The following is a 21,636-nucleotide window of genomic DNA, read 5'->3' as shown; positions in this document are numbered from 1 at the left end:
GACAAAAAAGCATCGCTAAATGCGATGCTAATTCCATATCGTTTTTAATAGCTATTTACAGGGATATTTGAAATTTTGCACCTCTCAAGAAAACCCGTTATGCTTTTGCAGTCTCTCTTTTTTTTGTTGAACTTCTGTTCCTCTTAACTATTCTAATTTTTAGCGAAATTCCCAACGACTTCAACAGTTTCAAATATATTAATAAATGCTGCTTCATCATGATTGTGAACGATCTTTTTAATTTGCATCGTTTCGTATCGTGTAACAACCATCATTAATATTTGTTTTTTCTCTTGTGTATAGCCCCCGTATCCTTCTGTGATAGTAATACCTCGATAGACTGATTGTATTAAATCATTTCGAATTAAGTCTCCTTTTGTGGTAACTATGTGCATAGTTAATTTGACGTGATCAGTGAAAATGGTATCAATCACTTTACCCGTCAAATAGATAGACAAAAGTGTGTATAATGCTAAATCCCAGTTGAATACAAATCCAGATATAAGGACAATTACGCCATTCATACTTGTGAGAAGAAGACCGATACTGACATTACTAGTTCGTGAAATCATTATCGCAATAATATCCAATCCACCCGAAGTACCAGCGTATTTTAATATTATCCCAATTCCTATTCCTCCTATAACCCCACCAAAAACGGTAGAAAGTAATATATTATCGGTGACTCTAACTGTTGGCAGTAAATATAGGAAGATGGAAAGTGAAACTACACAAATCATTGTATTGATAGTAATGGTTTTTCCAAGTTTGTAATAGCCCAAAATTAATAAAGGTATATTAAAGACCAGATTCAACAAGCCAGTATTAAAGGGAGTGATTAATCCAATTAATATAGCAATACCGCTAATTCCACTACTTAAAATACCGTAAGGAACAAGAAAAAAATTAAAGGCAAATGCAACAATCAGTGAACCTAGTATGACAATTAAATTCTTCACTTCGTAACCTCTTTTCGTGAATAAGTACTTAATAAAAAACCCATCCCCCAAAAAGGGATGAGTTGTGCTCGCTATACAATCCACACCAGTAATGTACGAACAAACATGAGCTCAATCAACGTACTACTATACGTGTTCCATTGTAACAGAGGGAAAACGTATAAGCTCTTTGATTTTCTGCTTGCAACATTCAGTAGATTTCTACATAGAGTGTGGCAAAGTACCTTGTTTTTGTTGTACAAAAGGCCATAAGACATCTGCCCAAATTTTGTAACCCCGGTCGTTTGGATGAATCCCATCTTTTAATGTTGAAGGGAGTGGTATGTTTTTTGAAGACATGTTATACAGCATTGCACCATGTGTATCAAAGTAATTCCAACCTTGTTTTTTTATATAAGTTGAAGTTTCATCGACATAATCCGTATATTTGAGACCAAACTGATTGAGTGTTGGCCCGAATTTATTCGATGTACAAGGGTTTGGCGATAAGAATACAATCCGTGTATTTGGTAAGGCCTGTGAATACAATTGGTATAGTGAATCTAAAGAGTTAAAAGTGTCTTCCAACGAGACATTTTTATTGTGATTATTAATGACGGATGTTTCAATAAACAATATGTCTGGCTGCTCTTTTAAAATTGGTTCAGTGACATGATCTTCAAGTAACCCTACCGATGTATATCCAGAGTACCCATGATTTGAAATCGTGAACCTCTCCAAAGCTGGATTCGAATTCCGAAGATTAACTTCAATACGTCCACGCCAAGTTTTTGTTTGATTAGTAGACCCTGTTCCGCGAGTTACGCTGCTACCAGTCACTGCCATTTTCGCTTCGCCCGAAATCATGGCGCGGAAAATTAAGTAGTCGGCGAGAGATTGATTTGGATTGTATTTCGGGTCGTAAGTTCTAACAGATGATTCATTTGCACTAACTTGATCCTGGTGTACATCATTTCTATTATAGAAGAAGAGGAGTGTACCCGCAGTGATCCAAATTAACCACTTCCATTTGTTCATGCGGTCAACTCCTTATTTATTTATGTAATTAATGTAATATTCAGTCATCAATTACTCAATAGGAAGAAAGTAGTGTATAGTCTAAATTCCTTATGATTTTGTCCCAATCGGATATTTTATGGCATTTTTCTTCATTTTATCACGTGCTGCTTCGATTAAATCTACTCCAATTACATCGGAAAACTGCAACAAGTAAATAAATACATCGGCCATTTCATCAACAATCGCTTGTTTATCATGAGCAATTGCATCTTCCGGAGACCGCCACTGGAAACATTCTAGCAGCTCACTTGCTTCGAGCGAGATGGAAATAGCTAAGTTCCGTGCATCGTGATTACCGTCCCAGTTTCGATCATTTCTAAATTGTTGTATTTCTTGGATAATTTCTTTCATCTGTAGTTTCCCCGTTTCGATAAAATTCTATGTATTGTTAAAGTATAATAAAAGAAGGAGAAATGCACATGAATTTCCAACCAATTTCAACTAACTTTTTTCAACAACCAACGATTCAACTTGCTCAAAACTTAGTTGGTCAATATCTTGTTCATCAGCATCCTGATGGTTTATTGGTCGTAAAAATAATTGAAACTGAAGCATATATGGGATCTGAAGATCGAGCGGCACATAGTTTTGGTAATCGGCGAACGAAGCGAACTGAAGTAATGTTTGGAGAGCCAGGACTTGTTTATACCTATCAAATGCACACACATACATTGATGAACGTTGTTAGTGGTCCTATCTGTAAACCTGAGGCTATCTTGATACGAGCTGGAGAACCCATTGTTGGTCATGAATTAATGCAACAATTTCGCGGAACAACAGCAATGAAAAATTGGACAAACGGTCCGGGTAAGCTATCTAAGGCGCTAGGTGTGACTATGAGTTTCTATGGTCATCATTGGACAGAAAAACCACTTTTCATTGCACCAGGTCCAGGTGTGAAAGAACTTGAAATAGGTCCACGTGTAGGGATCCAAAATACTGGAGAAGCGGTAGATTACCCTTATCGGTTTTCTGAAAAGGGCCATCCAATGGTCTCAAAATATCGATAATAGGTTTAATGGGATATTTTAGTGGAATATTAATAGTGAACAAACTTTAAGGAGTGATTTAGAAATGGCTAAAATTGCAACTTTAATCACGAATATGTTTGAAGACATTGAGTATATGGATCCGTCAAGGGCTTTTAACGAAGCGGGACATGAAGTATTTACTATTGAAAAAGAAGCAGGCAAAGAAGTGAAAGGCAAACAAGGGGAAGCGAAGTTGAAGATTGACCATGGTATCGACGATGTGAAACCAGAAGATTTTGACGCATTGTTCCTCCCAGGTGGTTCTTCACCTGACCAATTACGTGCCGATGAAAGGTTTGTGGAATTCACAAAAGCCTTTATGGATGCAAAGAAACCAGTATTCGCAATATGTCATGGACCGCAACTGTTGATTTCGGCTAAAGCGTTAGAAGGTCGTGATGCAACTGGTTATAAATCGATTGCTCAAGATATGTTATATGCCGGTGCAAAATTTGTAGATAAAGAAGTAGTTGTTTGCCAAAATCAATTGGTAACAAGTCGACAACCTGAAGATATTCCAGCATTTAATCGTGAATCCCTAAAATTATTAGAACAACTATAAGCATGAAATGTCCCGTTTTTACGGGACGTTTTTTTGTTTGAATAACCCATACCTGTTGTTGCTTCCTTGAGTGGAATTACATTTTTTTCAGGAATTTTTCATAGTCTTTTTGATTGTTAGTAGTAGTGGCTAAGTTATATAAGGCCAGATAAAATTGTTGGCTGTCTTGTTCAAAAAGAAAAAGATTTTCAAAACCAAGTGCGGTGTGTATTGCAAAATCCCAAACTGATTGATAATCGCGTGGATTAAGCGATTTAGCCATTAAATCCAAAGCTTTTAAGATGTCCGTTGAAACAATAACATTATCTTTCGCATAGTGTCTGATATACCCTAATCCATTGTACAAATAGTGATTAAAATCTCTTTTTTGCAATAGGAGTCGAAGGTTATTCTCATCATCTGCTAAATAATTAGAAAAATCGGTTACTAGAGAAATAGAAACAAGCACTTCGCTAACTTGGTAAATAGCAGTAGTTGCTGTCTTGGGGTCGTAATTTCCAAGCGCTCTTATAGCAACCTCGACTAGTTTATTTATGCTGAATTCAATATCTTGAACTTCAGTCTGTTTCTTTCTAACGCTAAAAAACGCCAAATATTTATCTTCATCTATTTTCATCTCATGCTTTTTCCAATAAGTCAAAAGTGGTGTACTTTCAAACACGTAGCTCCCGATTGTGTGCTCAAACCTCATCATAATGTCATCTTTTTTAGCTTCTTCGATCATAGAGATAAAATCCACGAGTTGAATATAGCCCGGTGTACCTGCTTTAATTTGGAGTCCCTTTCCGTTCCGAATATCTGCATCTGTGTCATTGAAATCTTTTACTTTGTAACTATCTAGTTCATCTTTCAAAGTTCCTTTTACAATTCCCAATGCTTCTTTTTTCATGTCATCCGTCAATTGATTCACTTGTAACCACGCAACTGCATGATTAATAAAAAATATAAAAGTGGCCATCGAAAAGATTGCTAAAAAAGTCGCTGTAATCGGAACAGCAAAATAATACTCAGTGATTCTTTTATTAAGAAAGAATAAGGATAAAAGAACATAGATAAAGCTACCAGTAAAAATCCCTAAAACACGCTGTGTCGCTTTGCTGGATATAAAATTTTTAAGAATACGAGGGGAAAACTGTCCAGAAAAAGTAGTGAAAACAACTAATACCAAGTTGAATGTGAATATTGTAATCGTTAAGGTAGCTGCAGTAAGGACGCTTAAGAGAGAAAGAGTTAGTTCATAATCTACGGCAAAATACGATATCATTTTATTGCCCATGCCGTAATTCAAGTCACCATTTAAAGTTACACTTAATAAAATCATGGAAAAAAGGACGTAAAGCACGGGGGTAAACCATAAGTTTGACTTAACTTGATGGGCTAGCTCCCTTTCTGACATCCTTGTGTATTTTTTTAAATACTTATCTAGAAGATATGTTTTCATTATTTGTAATGTCCTTTCTAAAAGGCATTATTACTGTTGCAAGGCTAAAAAAAGATGGAATGATTATGTTTATACTTAGAGAATTTTAATAATTGATTTAACAGTAAGGGAACATAATGCCGTATTTAAAAGCCAATACTTCATATTGTTTACCCCAAAAAACCACCTTATACCATCCTTTTTTATAACATAGCCTTAAATACAATACCCTCATTTTCGGTATTGTACTTGTTAACTTTATATTTCTGAAAAAAAGCCTAATACTTTCACTCGAAATAGGATAATGTAATAGAAACAACATATTCATGAGGTGAAAGATATGAAAGACGGCAAGGAATCCAACAGGTCAAGAATATATGAAATATTTACGTATTTACATGAACATCCAGAAATCAGTTGGAAAGAAGTTGAGACAACAGCTTACTTAAAAAAAATGATTGAACAAGAAGGATTTAGCGTTCGAACATTTGATGACAGCACAGGTTTGGTTGTTGAGATCGGGGAAGGTCCAACATGTATCGGCATTCGCGCAGATATGGATGCACTTTGGCAAGAAGTAGATGGAGTATTCAAAGCAAATCACTCATGTGGTCATGATGCTCATATGACCATTGGTATAGGTACTTTATTGAAGATGAAAGAAGTAGGATTTCCGAAAGATATTCGCTTTAAATGGATATTTCAACCGGCTGAAGAAAAAGGACAAGGCGCTTTAAAGATGCTTAAGCAAGGTGTCTTAGACGATGTAGATTATTTATTTGGAGTCCACCTTCGACCCATTCAAGAAATTCCAGATTGTACAGCATCGGCTGCTATATGTCATGGAGCTGCTGGTATCATAAAAGGTACAATTGAAGGAGAAGATGCTCATGCTGCTAGGCCACATCTCGGTCAAAATGCAATTGAAGTAGGTGCAGCAATTGTTCATGGTTTAGAAGGCATTCGAATGGATCCACTCGTCCCTTATTCCGTGAAAATGACCAAGTTGCATGCGGGTAGTGAAACAGGCAATATCATCCCAGGAAAAGCATCATTTACACTAGATGCACGTGCTCAAACCAATGAAGCCATGCGGATTCTTCGGATAAAAGTGAATGAAGTTCTTCGCAGTGTAGAATCCATATATCACGTTAAAATAAAATTTAAAATGCACGAAGGATTAGTAGCAGCCATTGTAAATGAAGAAGCATATGATCTTATGGAACAAGCCATTATCACAGTTTTAGGTGCAGAGAAATTGGAACCACGGATCACGACTCCAGGTGGTGAAGACTTTCATTTTTACTCCCTACATAAACCCAATTTAAAAGCGACGATGCTCGGTCTAGGATGCGGGTTGTCTCCAGGACTGCATCATCCGAAAATGACATTCAATCATGAGAGTATTTATACAGGCATTGAAATTCTAACCAACACCATTCTTAATGCCATTCAATTAATCAATAATAACAAGAAAGTTTGAAACACTTTTTTTCTAGATAAGAGTAAGGGGGATGTGACTAAGTCACATCCCCCTTACTCTTACAGGTGATCTTGGCACTCAAACTTTCATCACTTCTACCTATATAAGGCTTATTGAATGGTTTTATTTCGCTGCGCTACTTTTCGAAAGAAGAAAGCGTATTTATAGCTAGTCAACTTTGTTCTTAAGATTAAGGCTAGGTACAGAATTTAAAGCTTCTCAAGCGGACTGGAACTGTTTAGTGGCAACCATGAAACCTAAAACCACTTTATCACTCAGGTTTCCGTGGAGCTTTTGAAAGCATCATGCTGCATCTTTACCTAATGAAAAGTAATGGGGGAATGTGACTTCGCCACATTCCCCCATCCCTTTGTTCTATAGCACATGGTGCAGCAGGTAAAGCGTCCTAAGCGACCTGGAACCTTATCTTCTTCAGTTGAACTTACGGATCTCTTCTAAGAATAAAGTAGTTTCTGCATTGTCCATTGAATTCATAAGGACATGCTTATATAATGAAATTATTCATAAATAGATAAGGAGATGCTTATGGATTATTTAGCAATGGAACAATATTTAAAAGGCATTGGTGATCAAAATCGTCTTAGAATTCTAAGCTATCTCATGCATCAATCATTATGTGTATGTGAACTGACCGAATTGCTGCAAATGACCCAACCCGCAATTAGTCAGCATATGCGTAAATTAAAAGATGCGGGCATTGTAAGTGAAGAAAAACGAGGTCGCTGGACAATTTGGTCATTGCAGGTTCGACACCCTCAATTTCCTGTATTGATACATTTACTCAGTTTACTACCCGCTCCAACCCGGACGGTAGAAGACTTAATTAAAGAAGGAAAAAAAGTCATGTGTGAAGCATAAGCGGAGGATTCAAAATGGATTTATGGTTAGCAAGTATAGTTTTTATTGTGACGTTAATTTTTGTAATATGGCAACCTAAGGGGCTTTCAATTGGTTGGTCAGCAATGGCTGGAGCTGCAATTGCCCTTCTAGTAGGCGTTGTGAATCTTCAAGACGTAATTGATGTAACCGAAATTGTTTGGAATGCTACATTAACGTTTATTGCGTTAATTATCATTTCGTTAATTTTAGACGAAATTGGGTTCTTTGAATGGGCAGCCCTGCATATGGCTCGCTTTGCAAAAGGAAGCGGAATTCGCATGTTCTTACTGGTCACGTTACTTGGAGCGGTAGTAGCAGCCTTGTTTGCAAACGATGGTGCAGCCCTCATCCTGACACCGATTGTATTAGCTATGGTTCGTGCACTTGATTTTAAAGATAAGATGATTTTACCGTTTATTATGGCTTCCGGATTTATTGCAGATACCGCATCACTTCCTTTTGTCATCAGTAACTTAGTAAATATCGTATCTGCAGATTTCTTTGGCATTGGATTTATCGAATATGCATCGCGCATGTTTGTTCCAAACTTATTTAGTGTTGCAGCGAGTATGTTGGTACTGTATTTATTCTTTGGAAAATCAATCCCGAAACATTTTGACGAGAAGATGTTAAAAGAGCCAAAAGCAGCGTTAAAAGATATTCGCATGTTCCATGTTTCATGGTATGTACTTAGCATATTATTGATTGGTTATTTCTTAAGCGAATCATTCAATATTCCCGTTTCCTTTATTGCAATAAGTGTAGCTCTTATCTTCTTGTTCATTGCACGTAGAAGCTCGGCAGTTCACACGAAAAATGTAATCAAAGGCGCTCCATGGGCTATTGTCTATTTCTCAATTGGTATGTATGTCGTTGTATATGGACTTCGTAATGTTGGCTTAACTTCAGTGTTAACAGAAGTAATTGAATGGACAACTAGTCATGGTTTATATACTGCAACACTTGGTATGGGCTTTATCGCGGCAATTCTATCCGCAGTTATGAACAACATGCCAACAGTCATGATTGACGCTCTTGCGATTGCCGATACTAATACAACTGGTGTGATGCGAGAAGCTCTCATTTATGCAAATATTATCGGGTCTGACTTAGGCCCGAAAATGACACCAATTGGTTCTCTTGCGACCTTACTATGGTTGCATGTATTAAGTCAAAAAGGCGTAAAAATAGCATGGGGATATTACTTTAAACTAGGTGTAATATTAACAGTTCCTACTTTATTCATTACCTTAACTGGACTTTATTTATGGTTAACTCTAATTCATTAAAAAGGATGATACTCATGGAAAAGAAAATATTTTATTTTTTATGTACCGGCAATTCATGCCGCTCACAGATGGCTGAAGCATTTGGTCATAAGTACTTAAGTGAAAAGTATAATGTATATTCAGCTGGTATTGAGGCACATGGACTTAATCCAATAGCCATTAAAGCGATGGATGAAGTGGGTATAGATATTCGTAACCAAACATCGGATATGATTGATACTGAGCTATTAAATAAAGCAGACTTCGTAGTGACATTGTGCGGGGATGCTGACGACAAATGTCCAATGACTCCACCTCATGTGAGACGCTGGCATTGGGGCTTTGACGATCCTGCACGAGCTGAAGGCACGGAAGAAGAGAAGTGGGCTGTGTTTCAAAGAGTCCGTGATGAAATTGATGCAAGAATTGAAGAGTTTTCGAAATCTGGAAGATAAACAAAAGCGACGACGTGATTTATTTCACGTCGTCACTTTTTAGATATTTCCCCATATACAATTCATTTAGATATTCACCATTAATGAATAAGGAATTAATTCGCGTGCCTTCTATGGTATATCCCATTTTCTTATAAAGGGCTAATGCGGGAAAATTGCGTTCAATCACTGTAAGTTCTAAACGAGAAATGCCAACTTCTTGTGCCCACGCTTCTGCTTTAGTCATTAACGATGTACCAACACTTTTTCCATAGTAAGCTTTACGTACACCAATTACGATAGAAGCACAGTGACTTGCTCGAGGAGATGGGCCAGTAACTACAGCGACAAAGCCAGCAAATTCTCCATTAAGGATACCGACAAATATTCTGGAAGTATCGGATTTTTTCCATTCTCCAATTCGCTTGCGGATGGCTTGAACTGATATTTTGCGCTCTTCTTTGCCGAAAAGCATAAAGTCAGATTCTGAATCAATATCTTGTTGAAGATGTATAAAAGAACGTGCATCATCTAAATCAACAGGGCGAATAATTAATATATTTTTAGGATTAGGAGAAGAACTATTCACATTTATCTCATCGGACTCTTTAATAAAAGTGATTGACCGTCCTAAGTCTATTTCTTTTATTGTATAATCAGAGTTCATCCAAGCTAAATAGTGTGTTGCAGGTGGTTTCGTTTTTTTCCACCAACTACTATTCAGAAAAGCAGCATTTGGTAAGGGTTGACCGACGATATTTTCGATAGCAGTATATGTAAGCGTGACTTCATTTTGTGAAACTTCTGCAAAAAAAGATTCTAAAGGTATGTACTTTTTCTCCATTTTCTTTACCATAAATAACCTCTTTTCTGTATCGAAAGAAATGCTTGCTGATTAGTGTAATATTATCATTTTAATAAGTATTATACACTGCTTTAAGAGTAATTTTTCTATAAAAATGAAAATAATGGGTAATATTTAATATGATAATGGAATTATTATGGAATAACGTTATAAAGTAACAATACTTCTTTGTAAACAAAATATAGACTAAAGTGCTAAGGAGTGAAGAAGTCACATGATAAGGCAATTACAAGAAATAGATCGCCAACTGACAATGAATTTTGTATCACAAGAACCAGCTGAAAATGTCTTTATAATTGGAGATATTGAAGGTCATGGTTTTCATTCGTCAATCCAAACCCTATGGGGTGATTTCAATGATCAAGGAAACCTAAGAGCTGTCCTGTTGAAATATGATAAAAACTTCATTGTCTATGCACCAGGAGATTTTGATGCAAAAGGAATCGCAACTATTATTAATAAGGATGTATCGTTCAGTTACTTGTCTGGAATTGAAGAAATCGTTAATAAGTTAACTCCTTATATAACCGCAAAACCGAAAAAGCCACGCGTTCTCTATTACGCTAAATGCGAATCGGCAGAATTACTCCCAACAATTCCAACCGAAATCACATTAGAGAAAGCCCGAGTTGATGATGCTCGAGATATAATTAATCAAATGAAAGCTATTCCGGAATTTTCTGAAGGTAATTATAGTGTCGAGCATAAGCAAGTTTCTTTAGAAAAAGGACTCGCACGTGCGTACTTTATCAAAGATCAAGGCACCATCATTAGTTCGGCATCAAGCGCAGCTGAAAACAGTCAATCTGCGATGATTGTGGGTGTGGGAACTTTACCTAGTCATCAGAAAAAAGGATTAGCAACTTACTGTATGTCGAAGCTATGTCGTGAGTTATTAGAAGAAAATAAGATGTTGTGTCTGTTTTATGACAACCCCTCTGCAGGTGCTATCTATAAGCGAATAGGCTTCGTAGACATAGGGAAATGGAGCATGTGGACATATTAATCTAGCGAAATCTGTTGATGCCACAGCATGTCAGGTGGTTTAATAGAGAAAATAGACTGCTAGAGGAGTTTGAACACAATGCTTCATTATAAAACCTATATCGTATCACCTGATGCGCCTTGGGTATCTTTTGTTCATGGAGCGGGTGGGAGTTCTTCCATTTGGTACAAGCAAATACGAGAGTTTAGAAAAGCACATAATGTCTTATTAATCGACCTTCGAGGACACGGCAAATCTGCTCGTGGACGTTGGAAGAAAGGCGATTCATTTGTCCATATTGCAGATGAAGTGAAAACTGTCTTAGATGAATTAAATATAAAACGCACACATGTTATTGGTATGTCACTCGGAACAATTGTTGCCCAAACGATAGCAGAACGTTTTCCTGAACGAATATCTTCCCTCATATTAGGCGGAGCTGTTATTCGATTGGATATCCGAACAAAACTATTATTATGGACAGGACGTGTGACAAAGCGTTTTATTCCTTATATGTTGCTATATAAATTATTCGCCTGGATTATCATGCCGAAAAAGCGTCATGAAGAATCACGTTCAATTTTCGTAAACCAAGCGAAAAAAATGTGTCAAAAAGAGTTTATTAAATGGTTCTCTTTAACTAAGCTAATTAACCCTTATTTATCTAGGTTGCAAATGAAAACAAATTCCATACCAACCCTATTCTTAATGGGAGTGGAGGATTACTTGTTTATGCCACCAGTAGAAGAAGTGGTGAAGCGTAACGCAGAATTTAAACTCATTAAAATTAAAGAATCAGGTCATGTGTGTAACATTGATCAACCGGATATATTTAATCGGCTGTCGATCGACTTTATTTCAACTAAACAAAAAACAAAAGCTATCACCTCAACTGGGTGATAGCTTTTGTTTTTTTTATGCGTGAGTTGGTTCCAAAGAAACAGCAGGACCGAAAAACTCGAAGTGAACACGATCTTCAGCAAACCCAAGTTCATATAGGGTAGGGATAATCGCTTTCATAAATGGAACAGGACCACAAACATAAATATCACTATTTGAGAAAACATTTTCTGCTAATAATTCTTTTGTAAGTAATCGATTTTCATCTGAATAAAACGACATATAAGTTGTGTCTTCCATTGTCGACATTAATTTGCGAACGTCTTTATCGAAAGCATGCAATGCATTATTTCTTGCACCATGTAAGAAAGCTACAGGACGAGTAGGAGAATTTTTAGAAATGGTATCCAACATACTCATCATAGGTGTTATTCCTACTCCGCCACTAATCAACGTAACAGGACGTGTACTTTCCATGTCTAAATAGAAATCACCAGCTGGAGCACTTACTTCGATTGTGTCTCCAATTTGAATATTTTCATGCAAGAATACTGAAACTTTTCCATTCGGATTCATTTCGTATTCTTTTTTCACTGAAATGCGGAATGTATCTTGATTAGGAGCTTGTGACAGACTATATTGACGGTTGAACAAATATGTTTCACCTGGAATAGTTAAACGAACCGTAATATATTGGCCTGGAAGGAAAGTCGGTACTCCAGATCCATCTGTTGGTTGCAGGTAGAAAGATGTGATGATGTCACTTTCAGCTACTTTGTTCACGATCTTGAAGTTTTTGAATTCTGCAAAGCCATTTTCTTGTTCTTGTGCTGCTTTGTACATCTCTTTTTCCACCGAGATGAAGACATCGGCAATCACTCCGTATGCTTCCGCCCAAGCTTGGATAATTTCATCTGTTGCGGCATCACCCAAGACTTCTTTTATGGCCCCTAGCAGATGTTCACCAACGATTGGATAGTGTTCTGCTTTTATGCCTAATGATCGATGCTTTTGAGCAATTTGTTTAACGGCAGGAAGTAATACACCTAAATTATCAATGTGTAAGGCGGCTGCATAAACCGTATTGGCAAGAGCAGTTTGTTGTCTTCCTTGTTTCTGATTAACGTGATTAAACATATTTAGTAATTCTGGGTGAGCAGTGAATAAGTTCTTGTAAAAGACACTTGTAATTTCTACACCTCGATCAGCTAAAATGGGTGCTGTTGATTTGACGATATCAATTGATTTCTGAGATAACATTTAAGGTTCCTCCTCTTTATCTTTTAATAGCTTAACTATACGCCTGTAAAATTATTAAAGAAATATATAAAATACATCTTTAATTTTTTAGACACATTTCTTTCACGTAAAAGACATAATCGTTATAATGATGAGAGAAAGTACGGTGAGGTTATGCGTTTAACGATGTACACAGATTTTTCACTGCGCGTTTTAATGTACGTGGGTGCTAAAGAAAAATCGCAATTATCAACTATACAAGAAATTTCAACTGCCTATGGCATATCGAAAAATCATTTAATGAAAGTCACATATGAATTAGGTAAACATGGATACATCGAAACAATCCGTGGTCGAGGGGGTGGTATCCGTCTTTCTATGGATCCAGCTGAAATCAATATCGGAAGTGTCGTCAGGAGAACGGAAGATGATTTTTATTTAGTTGAATGTTTTAATTGCGCAACTAACCGATGCGTCATTACCCCAGTTTGTAAACTTCGTACCTTATTACGTGACGCGTTAGAAGCTTATTTTAAAGTTCTTGATGGACATACTTTGCAAGATGTACTAGTAAATAAAGAACAACTTGGTGCCATTTTGTTTATGAAATAGGTATGTTAAAATGAACAGCGTGATAATAATACGTGTTCAAAAAGGAGCACAAAAAGAGCCGAAGAGATTGGACATCTATTTTTAGCGGACTTTTTGAACATCTGATATTTGAATTATTGGAGGATACACATGGAAAAAGTATATGTAGTAGGACACAAAAATCCAGATACAGATTCGATTTCTTCTGCGATTGTTTATGCGCATCTGAAACGTGAATTAGGAATGAATGCAGAAGCGGTTCGTTTAGGCGAAGTTCAAAATGAAACAGCATTTGCTTTAGAAAAATTCGGTTTTGAAGCGCCTCGGTTCATTGAGAAAGCTTCAAATGATGTTAAACAAATCATTTTAGTTGATCACAACGAAAAACAACAAAGTGTGGAAGATATTGATGATGTCCAAGTAATAGAAGTTATTGATCATCATCGAATTGCAAACTTTGAAACATCAGATCCATTATATTTCCGTGCTGAACCAGTAGGATGTACAGCGACGATTCTAAATAAGCTATTTAAAGAAAATGGCGTAAAGATCCCAGCAGACATTGCAGGATTAATGCTATCTGCGATTATTTCAGATTCCTTATTATTTAAATCACCTACTTGTACTGAACAAGACATTGCGGCTGCGAAAGAACTTGAAACCATTGCAGGAGTGGATGCTTTAGAGTATGGGTTAGCTATGTTAAAAGCGGGAGCCGATTTAAGCGGCAAAACGCTTGAAGACTTATTGACACTCGATGCAAAAGAATTTGGTATGGGAGACTATAAAGTGGAGATCGCTCAAATTAATGCGGTCGACGTAAATGAAGTAATGGTCCGTCAAGGAGAACTAGAAGATTTAATTTATCGAAAAATTGCTGAAAAAGGATTAGATATGTTCCTATTCATCGTTACCGATATTTTAAACAACGACTCAGTGGCGCTAGCTTTAGGTAGTCAAGCAGAGAAAGCGGGACAAGCATTTGGTGTTCCTTTTGTAAACAACATAGCGGTATTAAAAGGCGTTGTATCACGTAAAAAACAAGTAGTTCCAGTTTTAACAGAAGCGTTAAGTGAATAAGAAAAAAGTAAAAGTCGATTCCTTTTTGGAGTCGGCTTTTACTTTTCGAATAAGTGACGCAAATAGCGATTGGGCTCTTTTAAAAAATCAGCAGTTAAGCGAACATGTTCCACGTCTTCAAAAGCAGTGGGTGTCAGTTGATCTTGCTGTATTTCTAAAATGGTAGCTTCCGGATAGGCCATCAATATGGGTGAATGAGTCGAAATGAGAAATTGCGCCCCCTCTTGAACCATGTCATGAAGTAGAGCTAGAACACTTTAGCATGGCTATTAATAGACTGCGAAATCAACCAAAAGATATAGAAAATCGGACGAAAAGAAAGACGCTGGTTACGAGCAAAAAAATTGCGACTCTATCCAGAACACACTACAATTATGTTGAGGTGAACAAAATGAAAATTGAAGTATGGTCAGACTATGTATGTCCATTTTGTTATATAGGAAAACGTCGTTTAGAAGAAGCGATTCAAACATCAGGCTTAACTGAAAACATTGAAGTTCAATTTAAAGCGTATGAACTAGATCCCAATTCTCCTGCCATTTCAGACAAATCAACATATGAAATGCTTGCAGAAAAGTATCAAACAACTCCAGAAGCAGCAAAACAAATGACTACTTCTGTAAAACAGCAGGCACAAACAGTTGGGCTCGAATACGATTTTGATCGCATTAAACCAGCGAACACATTCGATGCACATCGATTAGCTAAATGGGCAGAAGCGCAAGGAAAACCTGCTGAAGCTAGTGAACGATTGTTAAAAGCGTATTTCATTGAAGCACAAGAAATTGGTCGCCACGAAGTATTGCTTAACTTAATCGAAGAAATTGGCTTGGATCGTACACAAGCTGCTGCAGTTTTAGCTTCTAATGCATTTGAAACTGAAGTGAAACAAGAAATCGAAGAAGGCATGTCACTTGGTGTGCAAGGAGTTCCTTTCTTTGTTATTAACCGTAAGTATGCGATTTCTGGGGCCCAGCCTGCAGAAGCGTTTGAAGAAGCGTTGAGAAAAGTAGCTGAAGAAGAAGGCATCTCTCCTAAACTTCAAACACTTGGACAAAAAAACGCAGGAATTTGTAAAGACGACAACTGTGAAATCTAACAAATATGAGAGCATTGTCTTTGACTTTTCGACTACGCTCTTTTATTATTGCAGTATATCTTGAATTAAAGATATATAAAATTAGGGTAAAAGGGAGTTTCTATAAATGAACATATTAGTTGTCAAAGCAAATAACCGTCCTTCTTCAGAAGGCGTTTCTAGTAAAATGCACGAAGTTTTTATGAATGAACTAACTCAAACGAATGACTTAAACATCAACACATTTGATGTATTCAAAGAAGACATGCCATATTTCGGTCAAGATTTCTTTAATGCAATGGGTAAGTCAGCACAAGCTGAGCAATTAACGGATATCGAACAACGCATTTTAACAGCATCAAACAAAGCTATGGACGCATTTTTGGATGCTGATGTCGTAGTCTTCGCATTCCCATTGTGGAACAAAACAATTCCAGCTCCACTTCAAACGTTTATTGACTACATTTATCGTGCAGGCGTAACCTTTAGTTACAATGAAAACGGTCCAGTTGGATTAGTGCCGGATAAAAAAGTCATCATCTTGAATGCACGTGGTGGTGTTTACTCAACACCTGAAATGGCTCCATCTGAAATGAGTGTTAATTATGTTCGTATGATCATGAACTTCTTCGGCATTACAAATATCGAAGAAGTGATTATCGAGGGACATGCACAATTCCAAGATCGTGCAGAACAAATTATTGCTGACGGAATGCAAGAAGTTAAAGCAGTGGCAAACCGTTTAGCGAATGTAACTGTATAAAAAAAGGTGTCGGACATGTTCATGTCCGACCCTTTTTTATAGAACAATTTTCTTTCAAAGCCTTGATAACGTGTTCCTTGAAAGGTAAGTATTCCTAAATCATCTTCAGCAAGCATACCGTATTCTTTACTCGTAACGTCTAGCTCCAATCGATCGCCGCTTTGGACTTGAAACCAAGTACTTGCTGATGAATCACCATGACCTCCTGTAGTTTCTGTACGTTTTGCAACTATTTCCGCAGGTACAGTTAACACAGGTGATTTATTATTTTTAGACCATTGAGAAATTCCTTTAACTGCAACAAAAATAAATGTACCGATTACTAAAGTGAAAATGATAACAAAAAACACAAAAAATATACCCATTCCTCCAAATACATACGTATCCATTATTTCTCATCTCCTCTATTATAAGATACGAAAACAATGTAGAATAGTTTCAATCTTACAAAAAAGGAGTGACAACAATGATTCGATACCCAAAAGCCCTTCAAAAAGAGCAAACTATTGGTATTACAGCTCCTTCATCTGGTGTAGATACTGAATTACACGATTTAGTACACCAAAGCCAAAAACAGTTTGAAAAACGGGGTTACCACATTGAAATCGGAGAAACTGTGTGGACACAATATAAAGCCGCTTCATCTTCGAAAGAAACGCGTGCTGCCGAACTAAATGCAATGCTTCAAAATAAGGACATCCAGGCTATCATTCCACCATGGGGAGGAGAAATCTTGCAAGAGATTTTACCACTTATTGAATGGGATAAAGTTCAACCAAAATGGATTCTTGGCTATTCAGATACGAGTACTTTACTGTTTGCATTTACGTTAAAGACAGGCATCGCGACTGCACATGGTACGAATTTAGTAGATTTGCGAAGTGATGAATGGGATCCAACGACCAGTAAAGTTCTAGAAATACTTTCTTCAGAAGGAGACGTAACAATTACTCAAGTTTCGTCTTCACATTACCAATCGAAATGGTCTCATGAAAAAGAACCAGATCCTTATGTTTTCAACTTGGATACTGAAACGAAGTGGGAAACCGTCAATAATTCATCTGTAGAGATGAAAGGTCGTTTGCTGGGGGGGTGTATGGACACTATTCGACATTTAATTGGCACTCCATACGGGAATGTAAGAGAATTCCAAAAAACTCATTTACGTGATGAACCACTCGTTTGGTATTTGGAAAACTGTGAAATGTCAGCAACTGATTTCCACCGAACATTAATGCAAATGCACCAATCCGGATGGTTTGATAACGCAACAGGTATTCTATTTGGACGTACGTCTGCTGGTCAAGAAGTGGGTGGTTTCACAACTCTAGATGCTTTGGAAAGATTAGCGGATGAGACAAACTTACCGATTATTTACAATGCCGATTTTGGACACGTTCCACCACAAATGACTTTCGTAAATGGTGCATATTCAGAAATTAAGGTTGCTCATGGAAAAGGCGAAATGACGATGAACTTAAAAGTATAAATAAAAAAGCTGTTCTTCTCAGAAAAAGTGAGTAGAACGGCTTTTTTTGAAGCAAGTGAACCTATTAAGCTATTAGACCGGGTTAGCTTCAAGGTCAATCGTGATTTTAATATCTTTACCAACTAATACTCCGCCAGTTTCAAGTGCTTGGTTCCAAGTTAAACCAAAGTCTTCTCTGTTAAGTTTAGTTTCAGCTGAAAAAGCTACTACTTCTTGTCCCCATGGGTTTGTACCTTTACCACCGTATTCAGCCTCAAATACAATTGGTTTCGTTACATCTTTAATTGTGATATCACCAGCGATTTCATATTCATCGTCTTTTTTCGTGATGTTGTTTGCAACAAACTTAATTTCTGGGTATGTTTCAGCATCAAAGAAATCAGAAGAACGAAGGTGATTGTCACGATCTTCGTTTCCAGTATTTATACTTGCCACTTTAATGTTAAATGCAATGTTTGCAGCAGTTAAATCTGTTTCATTCGCTTCAACTTCTCCGCCAAAATCACCAAAACTTCCACGTACTTTAGATACCATCATATGTTTTACTGAAAATCCAATGCTTGAGTGAGCTGTGTCTACGTTCCATTTTTTCATAATAAATTCCTCCAATTTGTTTTTTAATTTCTATAACCTACTATATGCGGGTATTATCTCGATGTCAATATGTCTGAATTAAAATATCTTTAATTCGAGACAAATATTTATAAGTGTCATGGCAATTTTGTATGGAAATAAATTATTAGTTCCACAAAGTTACTATATGTAAGTTAATATTAAATAATTACGTGATTACATCTAGTAATTAAATTACTTTGTTTTACACGAATTTTTTTTTGGGTTATAATTAGAAGTAATAGAGGTGAAAATATGAAAGAAACTACATTATGCCCGCGTTTATCTAAAGCGATGGATCTCATTGGAAAAAGATGGACGGGACTAATTCTTTATCAGTTATTAGATGGTCCTCAAAGATTTAACGAAATAGAATCTGCCTTGCCAGTAAGTGGTCGCCTTTTATCTGAGCGATTGAAAGAGTTAGAAAAAGAAGGAATTGTCGAACGTCATGTTTTTGCAGAAGTGCCTGTCAAAGTGGAATATTCGTTAACAGAAAAAGGAAAAGGGCTGAAAGATGCAATTGCAAACATAGAACATTGGTCAAAAGTATGGTTATCTTGAAAATCACTTGTCAAATTGGTCGTCAATACGCATACTATGTAATGAAAAGAGTTAAGCGAAAGGATTTGGCTTTTCATGAATAAACAGCGTTGGTTTGACGATCTAACTATAAAAATTTCACACGAATGTGTCAAAATAGATGAACCACTTTCCTTGCACACCATGACAAAAATGGGTGGTCGAGCAGATTTATTTGTATCTCCGACATCTGAAGAAGAAGCTATTTTTGTCGTGTCTTATGCTCACCACAACCAAATTCCATTGTTATTGCTCGGTAATGGATCTAATATGGTGGTTCGAGATGGCGGAGTCCGCGGAATCGTCTTGAACTTGTCTAAGTTAAATTGCATTAAAATTAATGGAACTCGTGTATATGCTGAAAGTGGTGCAGACATCATTGATGTCTCAAGAGCTGCAGTGAAGGAAACTTTAGCAGGACTTGAATTTGCATGCGGAATTCCGGGTTCTGTAGGTGGAGCAATGGCGATGAATGCAGGAGCTTATGGTGGCGAGATAAAAGATATTATTTTCCAAGCTACTGTATTGACGCACGAAGGTGAAAAGCTTGTATTGTCTAAAGAAGAACTCGAGCTAGATTATCGTATGAGTGTGATTACCAAAAAAGGTTATTATGTGTTGTCGGCAGAATTTGACCTAGTACCAGGTGATCAATTAACAATCGATGCAAAGGTAGCAGATTTAACTCATTTACGTGAATCGAAACAACCATTAGAATATCCGTCAGCTGGTAGTGTCTTCAAGCGTCCACCTGGCTACTTTGCAGGTAAGTTAATTCAAGACTGTGAATTACAAGGCAAGGGATTTGGCGGTGCGGAAGTTTCGATGAAGCATGCCGGCTTTATTGTTAATAAAAATAACGCAACTGCAACAGACTATATTCAAACAATTGATATGGTCCGCAAAAAGGTTCAAGAGAAATTCGGAATTTCCCTTGACCTCGAAGTGAAAATTGTTGGCGAAAATGAATAATAAAAAGCCTCGAATTTTCTTGAATTCGAGGCTTTTTGTAATTGGCTTACCAGAAAAGACGATTATTCGTCAAGGTAATTTTGTTATGCCTACTCGTGGAAAGAAACTGCAAAAGAACAAGTGGCTAATGTGAAATTAGCGTAAGCAGAAGAGATAGACTAGAGGGCTTTCTACAGTCCTCTAGTTTTTTTGTTTTCGGATCAAACTTTAGCTTTTCTTGCTTATGCAGGACTTTTTCCTTTTCACTCGAAATAGTAAGAAAGTTTAATGGGATAAGGTCATGACCAGAAGAAGGCGGATTGGAAAGTGGATAGCTTGGATTGTTGGTAGCGATAAGCCGAGTGACTGGAAGTGGGGCGATTATCATCAATTAACCTTCGACCATCCACTAAGCGGTGCATCGCCAATCTTTGCCTATTTCTTGAATCCAAAACCTGTGCCTATTGGTGGATCAAATATCTCAGTTCAAGCAGTAGGATTTACAGAGGATGGTTCTATTGATCACGGAGCTTCGTGGCGATTTGTTGCAGATTTACAGGATTTATCAAGTGCCCATCACATCGTGGGCATATGAAATCGAAGTGGTTTCACAACCAAGTAAATGACTGGGCGGAGGGGGACTATCACGAAACGGTGATTAATGGTGACATACAAGATCCCCATACGTTAACATTAACTCCAAACGAGTAATTGTTAGGGCGTGAAAAGGTAGTGAAGAATTTTCTATTGGTAGGCATAGGTGGAATGATAGGCACATTATTACGCTATACCATTATGGTCACGACGTCAGACATGCTTGTCCTATGGTTGGAGAATGGAATAGGGAGCCTCGTCTTAGGGTGGTTGACAGGGCGTGCTGTGGCGACTGGGAAAACGGCATCCGTTTTGTGGACAACAGGAGTTCTCGGTTCATTTACCACTTTTTCAACCTTTTCTGCTGAGTGGCTAGTTTTAATGCAAGAAAATATGGGATTAGCAGTTGTCTATGGACTTGGCATGACTCTGGCTTGTTTTTTTGCAGCTGCGCTTGGATTTAAGATTGGGGGATTTTCTAAATGACTCTCCTAGCAGTAGTTCTTGGCGGTTGCTTCGGTGCCATATTTCGCTATGCCATATCCCTGAAGATTCAAGGAATGAAAGGGATTTTATTCATTAACTGGATAGGTTCATTTCTGATGGGCTTATCATTACACATAGCCACGAAAACAAGCTGGATGGCTATCTTTTGGATAGTAGGCTTTTTAGGTGCATTTACCACGTTTTCAACGTTTGCAGTGCAATTGGTGGAAAGCTGGTATAAAGGTGAAATGCGAAAAGCTACTAGTTATGCGATGTTCACCCTCATCGGCGGATTTCTATTCGTCACTATCGGATGGTGGATTGGGATTGCCCTTAAATAATTAAAAACTGCCACTCTGTCATTT

The 21,636-nt window shown here is 37.2% G+C and carries 26 protein-coding genes and 1 pseudogene; 18 read left to right on the top strand and 9 right to left on the bottom strand.

The genetic code is table 11. The features are described 5' to 3' along the window. Positions 1-152 precede the first annotated feature (152 nt). The 3 genes from C8K15_RS06205 to C8K15_RS06195 form a co-directional block, all read right to left on the bottom strand. The gene (locus C8K15_RS06205; RefSeq protein WP_108585555.1) at positions 153-959 is read right to left on the bottom strand and encodes a YitT family protein; all 807 of its coding nucleotides are present in this window, start codon (positions 957-959) and stop codon (positions 153-155) included. 201 nt (positions 960-1,160) lie between these two features. Beyond that, positions 1,161-1,976 (bottom strand): SGNH/GDSL hydrolase family protein, encoded by an 816-nt coding sequence (locus C8K15_RS06200; protein WP_108585554.1) that lies wholly within the window; start codon positions 1,974-1,976, stop codon positions 1,161-1,163. Positions 1,977-2,066: 90 nt separating this feature from the next. Next, the gene (locus tag C8K15_RS06195) at positions 2,067-2,369 is read right to left on the bottom strand and encodes a nucleotide pyrophosphohydrolase (protein ID WP_108585553.1); all 303 of its coding nucleotides are present in this window, start codon (positions 2,367-2,369) and stop codon (positions 2,067-2,069) included. Positions 2,370-2,437: 68 nt separating this feature from the next. Here C8K15_RS06195 and C8K15_RS06190 point away from each other — a divergent pair, with 68 nt between their 5' ends. Together C8K15_RS06190 and C8K15_RS06185 are read left to right on the top strand one after the other, a co-directional pair. Beyond that, the gene (locus C8K15_RS06190) at positions 2,438-3,028 is read left to right on the top strand and encodes a DNA-3-methyladenine glycosylase (protein ID WP_108585552.1); all 591 of its coding nucleotides are present in this window, start codon (positions 2,438-2,440) and stop codon (positions 3,026-3,028) included. A gap of 64 nt (positions 3,029-3,092) precedes the next feature. After that, the gene (locus C8K15_RS06185; RefSeq protein ID WP_108585551.1) at positions 3,093-3,611 is read left to right on the top strand and encodes a type 1 glutamine amidotransferase domain-containing protein; all 519 of its coding nucleotides are present in this window, start codon (positions 3,093-3,095) and stop codon (positions 3,609-3,611) included. Between the two features lie 76 nt (positions 3,612-3,687). Here C8K15_RS06185 and C8K15_RS06180 read toward each other — a convergent pair whose 3' ends face one another. Further along, a complete protein-coding gene (locus C8K15_RS06180) occupies positions 3,688-5,007 on the bottom strand; it encodes a DUF2254 domain-containing protein (RefSeq protein ID WP_255421047.1) in 1,320 nt (439 codons plus the stop codon). A gap of 364 nt (positions 5,008-5,371) precedes the next feature. Between C8K15_RS06180 and C8K15_RS06175 the strand changes: the two genes are divergently transcribed. From C8K15_RS06175 to arsC, 4 genes are all read left to right on the top strand, one after another. Then, positions 5,372-6,514, top strand: coding sequence for a M20 peptidase aminoacylase family protein (locus C8K15_RS06175; RefSeq protein WP_108585549.1), 1,143 nt, complete (start codon positions 5,372-5,374; stop codon positions 6,512-6,514). Between the two features lie 546 nt (positions 6,515-7,060). Then, on the top strand, positions 7,061-7,393 hold the full coding sequence (locus C8K15_RS06170; RefSeq protein WP_108585548.1) for an ArsR/SmtB family transcription factor: 333 nt from the start codon (positions 7,061-7,063) through the stop codon (positions 7,391-7,393). 14 nt (positions 7,394-7,407) lie between these two features. Further along, the gene (locus C8K15_RS06165) at positions 7,408-8,703 is read left to right on the top strand and encodes an arsenic transporter (RefSeq protein WP_108585547.1); all 1,296 of its coding nucleotides are present in this window, start codon (positions 7,408-7,410) and stop codon (positions 8,701-8,703) included. Positions 8,704-8,717: 14 nt separating this feature from the next. Then, complete coding sequence (gene arsC / locus C8K15_RS06160) at positions 8,718-9,137, top strand: arsenate reductase (thioredoxin) (protein ID WP_108585546.1); 420 nt, start codon at positions 8,718-8,720, stop codon at positions 9,135-9,137. Between the two features lie 19 nt (positions 9,138-9,156). On the opposite strand, the gene C8K15_RS06155 is transcribed toward arsC, so the two are convergent. After that, positions 9,157-9,972: a GNAT family N-acetyltransferase gene (locus C8K15_RS06155; protein WP_108585545.1), complete on the bottom strand. Its 816-nt coding sequence runs from the start codon at positions 9,970-9,972 to the stop codon at positions 9,157-9,159. Positions 9,973-10,195: 223 nt separating this feature from the next. Here C8K15_RS06155 and C8K15_RS06150 point away from each other — a divergent pair, with 223 nt between their 5' ends. Next, the gene (locus C8K15_RS06150) at positions 10,196-10,987 is read left to right on the top strand and encodes a GNAT family N-acetyltransferase (RefSeq protein ID WP_108585544.1); all 792 of its coding nucleotides are present in this window, start codon (positions 10,196-10,198) and stop codon (positions 10,985-10,987) included. 78 nt (positions 10,988-11,065) lie between these two features. Continuing rightward, positions 11,066-11,866: an alpha/beta fold hydrolase gene (locus tag C8K15_RS06145; protein WP_108585543.1), complete on the top strand. Its 801-nt coding sequence runs from the start codon at positions 11,066-11,068 to the stop codon at positions 11,864-11,866. Between the two features lie 15 nt (positions 11,867-11,881). Here the strand turns inward: C8K15_RS06145 and hmpA are convergent, their stop codons facing one another. Next, on the bottom strand, positions 11,882-13,066 hold the full coding sequence (hmpA, locus tag C8K15_RS06140) for an NO-inducible flavohemoprotein (RefSeq protein WP_108585542.1): 1,185 nt from the start codon (positions 13,064-13,066) through the stop codon (positions 11,882-11,884). Positions 13,067-13,219: 153 nt separating this feature from the next. Between hmpA and C8K15_RS06135 the strand changes: the two genes are divergently transcribed. Further along, the gene (locus C8K15_RS06135; protein WP_108585541.1) at positions 13,220-13,657 is read left to right on the top strand and encodes an RrF2 family transcriptional regulator; all 438 of its coding nucleotides are present in this window, start codon (positions 13,220-13,222) and stop codon (positions 13,655-13,657) included. Between the two features lie 129 nt (positions 13,658-13,786). Next, the gene (locus C8K15_RS06130; RefSeq protein ID WP_108585540.1) at positions 13,787-14,716 is read left to right on the top strand and encodes a manganese-dependent inorganic pyrophosphatase; all 930 of its coding nucleotides are present in this window, start codon (positions 13,787-13,789) and stop codon (positions 14,714-14,716) included. A 38-nt stretch (positions 14,717-14,754) separates the two neighbouring features. Here the strand turns inward: C8K15_RS06130 and C8K15_RS06125 are convergent, their stop codons facing one another. Next, entirely contained in the window at positions 14,755-14,949 is a 195-nt protein-coding gene (locus C8K15_RS06125) for a hypothetical protein (RefSeq protein ID WP_199224069.1), read from the bottom strand. A 158-nt stretch (positions 14,950-15,107) separates the two neighbouring features. On the opposite strand from C8K15_RS06125, the gene C8K15_RS06120 reads away from it, so the two are divergent. Together C8K15_RS06120 and C8K15_RS06115 are read left to right on the top strand one after the other, a co-directional pair. Beyond that, entirely contained in the window at positions 15,108-15,815 is a 708-nt protein-coding gene (locus C8K15_RS06120) for a DsbA family oxidoreductase (protein ID WP_108585539.1), read from the top strand. A gap of 106 nt (positions 15,816-15,921) precedes the next feature. Beyond that, positions 15,922-16,557 (top strand): FMN-dependent NADH-azoreductase, encoded by a 636-nt coding sequence (locus tag C8K15_RS06115; protein WP_108585538.1) that lies wholly within the window; start codon positions 15,922-15,924, stop codon positions 16,555-16,557. Positions 16,558-16,622: 65 nt separating this feature from the next. On the opposite strand, the pseudogene C8K15_RS06110 reads toward C8K15_RS06115, so the two are convergent. After that, positions 16,623-16,922 (bottom strand): annotated as a pseudogene (locus C8K15_RS06110) (DUF2500 domain-containing protein); the annotation flags it as partial. A gap of 101 nt (positions 16,923-17,023) precedes the next feature. Here C8K15_RS06110 and C8K15_RS06105 point away from each other — a divergent pair. After that, positions 17,024-18,046, top strand: a complete 1,023-nt coding sequence (locus C8K15_RS06105) for a S66 family peptidase (RefSeq protein WP_108585537.1) — start codon at positions 17,024-17,026, stop codon at positions 18,044-18,046. A 72-nt stretch (positions 18,047-18,118) separates the two neighbouring features. Here the strand turns inward: C8K15_RS06105 and C8K15_RS06100 are convergent, their stop codons facing one another. Beyond that, positions 18,119-18,640 carry a YceI family protein gene (locus C8K15_RS06100; RefSeq protein WP_108585536.1) on the bottom strand — a complete coding sequence of 174 codons (522 nt, stop codon included), beginning with the start codon at positions 18,638-18,640 and terminating at the stop codon, positions 18,119-18,121. Between the two features lie 273 nt (positions 18,641-18,913). Here C8K15_RS06100 and C8K15_RS06095 point away from each other — a divergent pair, with 273 nt between their 5' ends. From C8K15_RS06095 to C8K15_RS06075, 5 genes are all read left to right on the top strand, one after another. Then, positions 18,914-19,222 (top strand): winged helix-turn-helix transcriptional regulator, encoded by a 309-nt coding sequence (locus tag C8K15_RS06095; protein WP_108585535.1) that lies wholly within the window; start codon positions 18,914-18,916, stop codon positions 19,220-19,222. Between the two features lie 75 nt (positions 19,223-19,297). Continuing rightward, on the top strand, positions 19,298-20,212 hold the full coding sequence (murB, locus tag C8K15_RS06090; protein ID WP_108585534.1) for a UDP-N-acetylmuramate dehydrogenase: 915 nt from the start codon (positions 19,298-19,300) through the stop codon (positions 20,210-20,212). Between the two features lie 280 nt (positions 20,213-20,492). Continuing rightward, entirely contained in the window at positions 20,493-20,786 is a 294-nt protein-coding gene (locus C8K15_RS06085; protein ID WP_369973712.1) for a penicillin acylase family protein, read from the top strand. Positions 20,787-20,923: 137 nt separating this feature from the next. Beyond that, a complete protein-coding gene (locus C8K15_RS06080) occupies positions 20,924-21,271 on the top strand; it encodes a fluoride efflux transporter FluC (RefSeq protein ID WP_108585533.1) in 348 nt (115 codons plus the stop codon). Beyond that, positions 21,268-21,612 carry a fluoride efflux transporter FluC gene (locus tag C8K15_RS06075; RefSeq protein ID WP_108585532.1) on the top strand — a complete coding sequence of 115 codons (345 nt, stop codon included), beginning with the start codon at positions 21,268-21,270 and terminating at the stop codon, positions 21,610-21,612. Before C8K15_RS06080 ends, C8K15_RS06075 begins: the two co-directional genes overlap by 4 nt. Positions 21,613-21,636: the final 24 nt, after the last annotated feature.

The organism is Paenisporosarcina sp. OV554, assembly GCF_003058165.1.
GTDB lineage: Bacteria > Bacillota > Bacilli > Bacillales_A > Planococcaceae > Paenisporosarcina.
The sequence above is the reverse complement of the archived record's forward strand: the minus strand, read 5'-3'. Positions and strand labels throughout refer to the sequence as shown.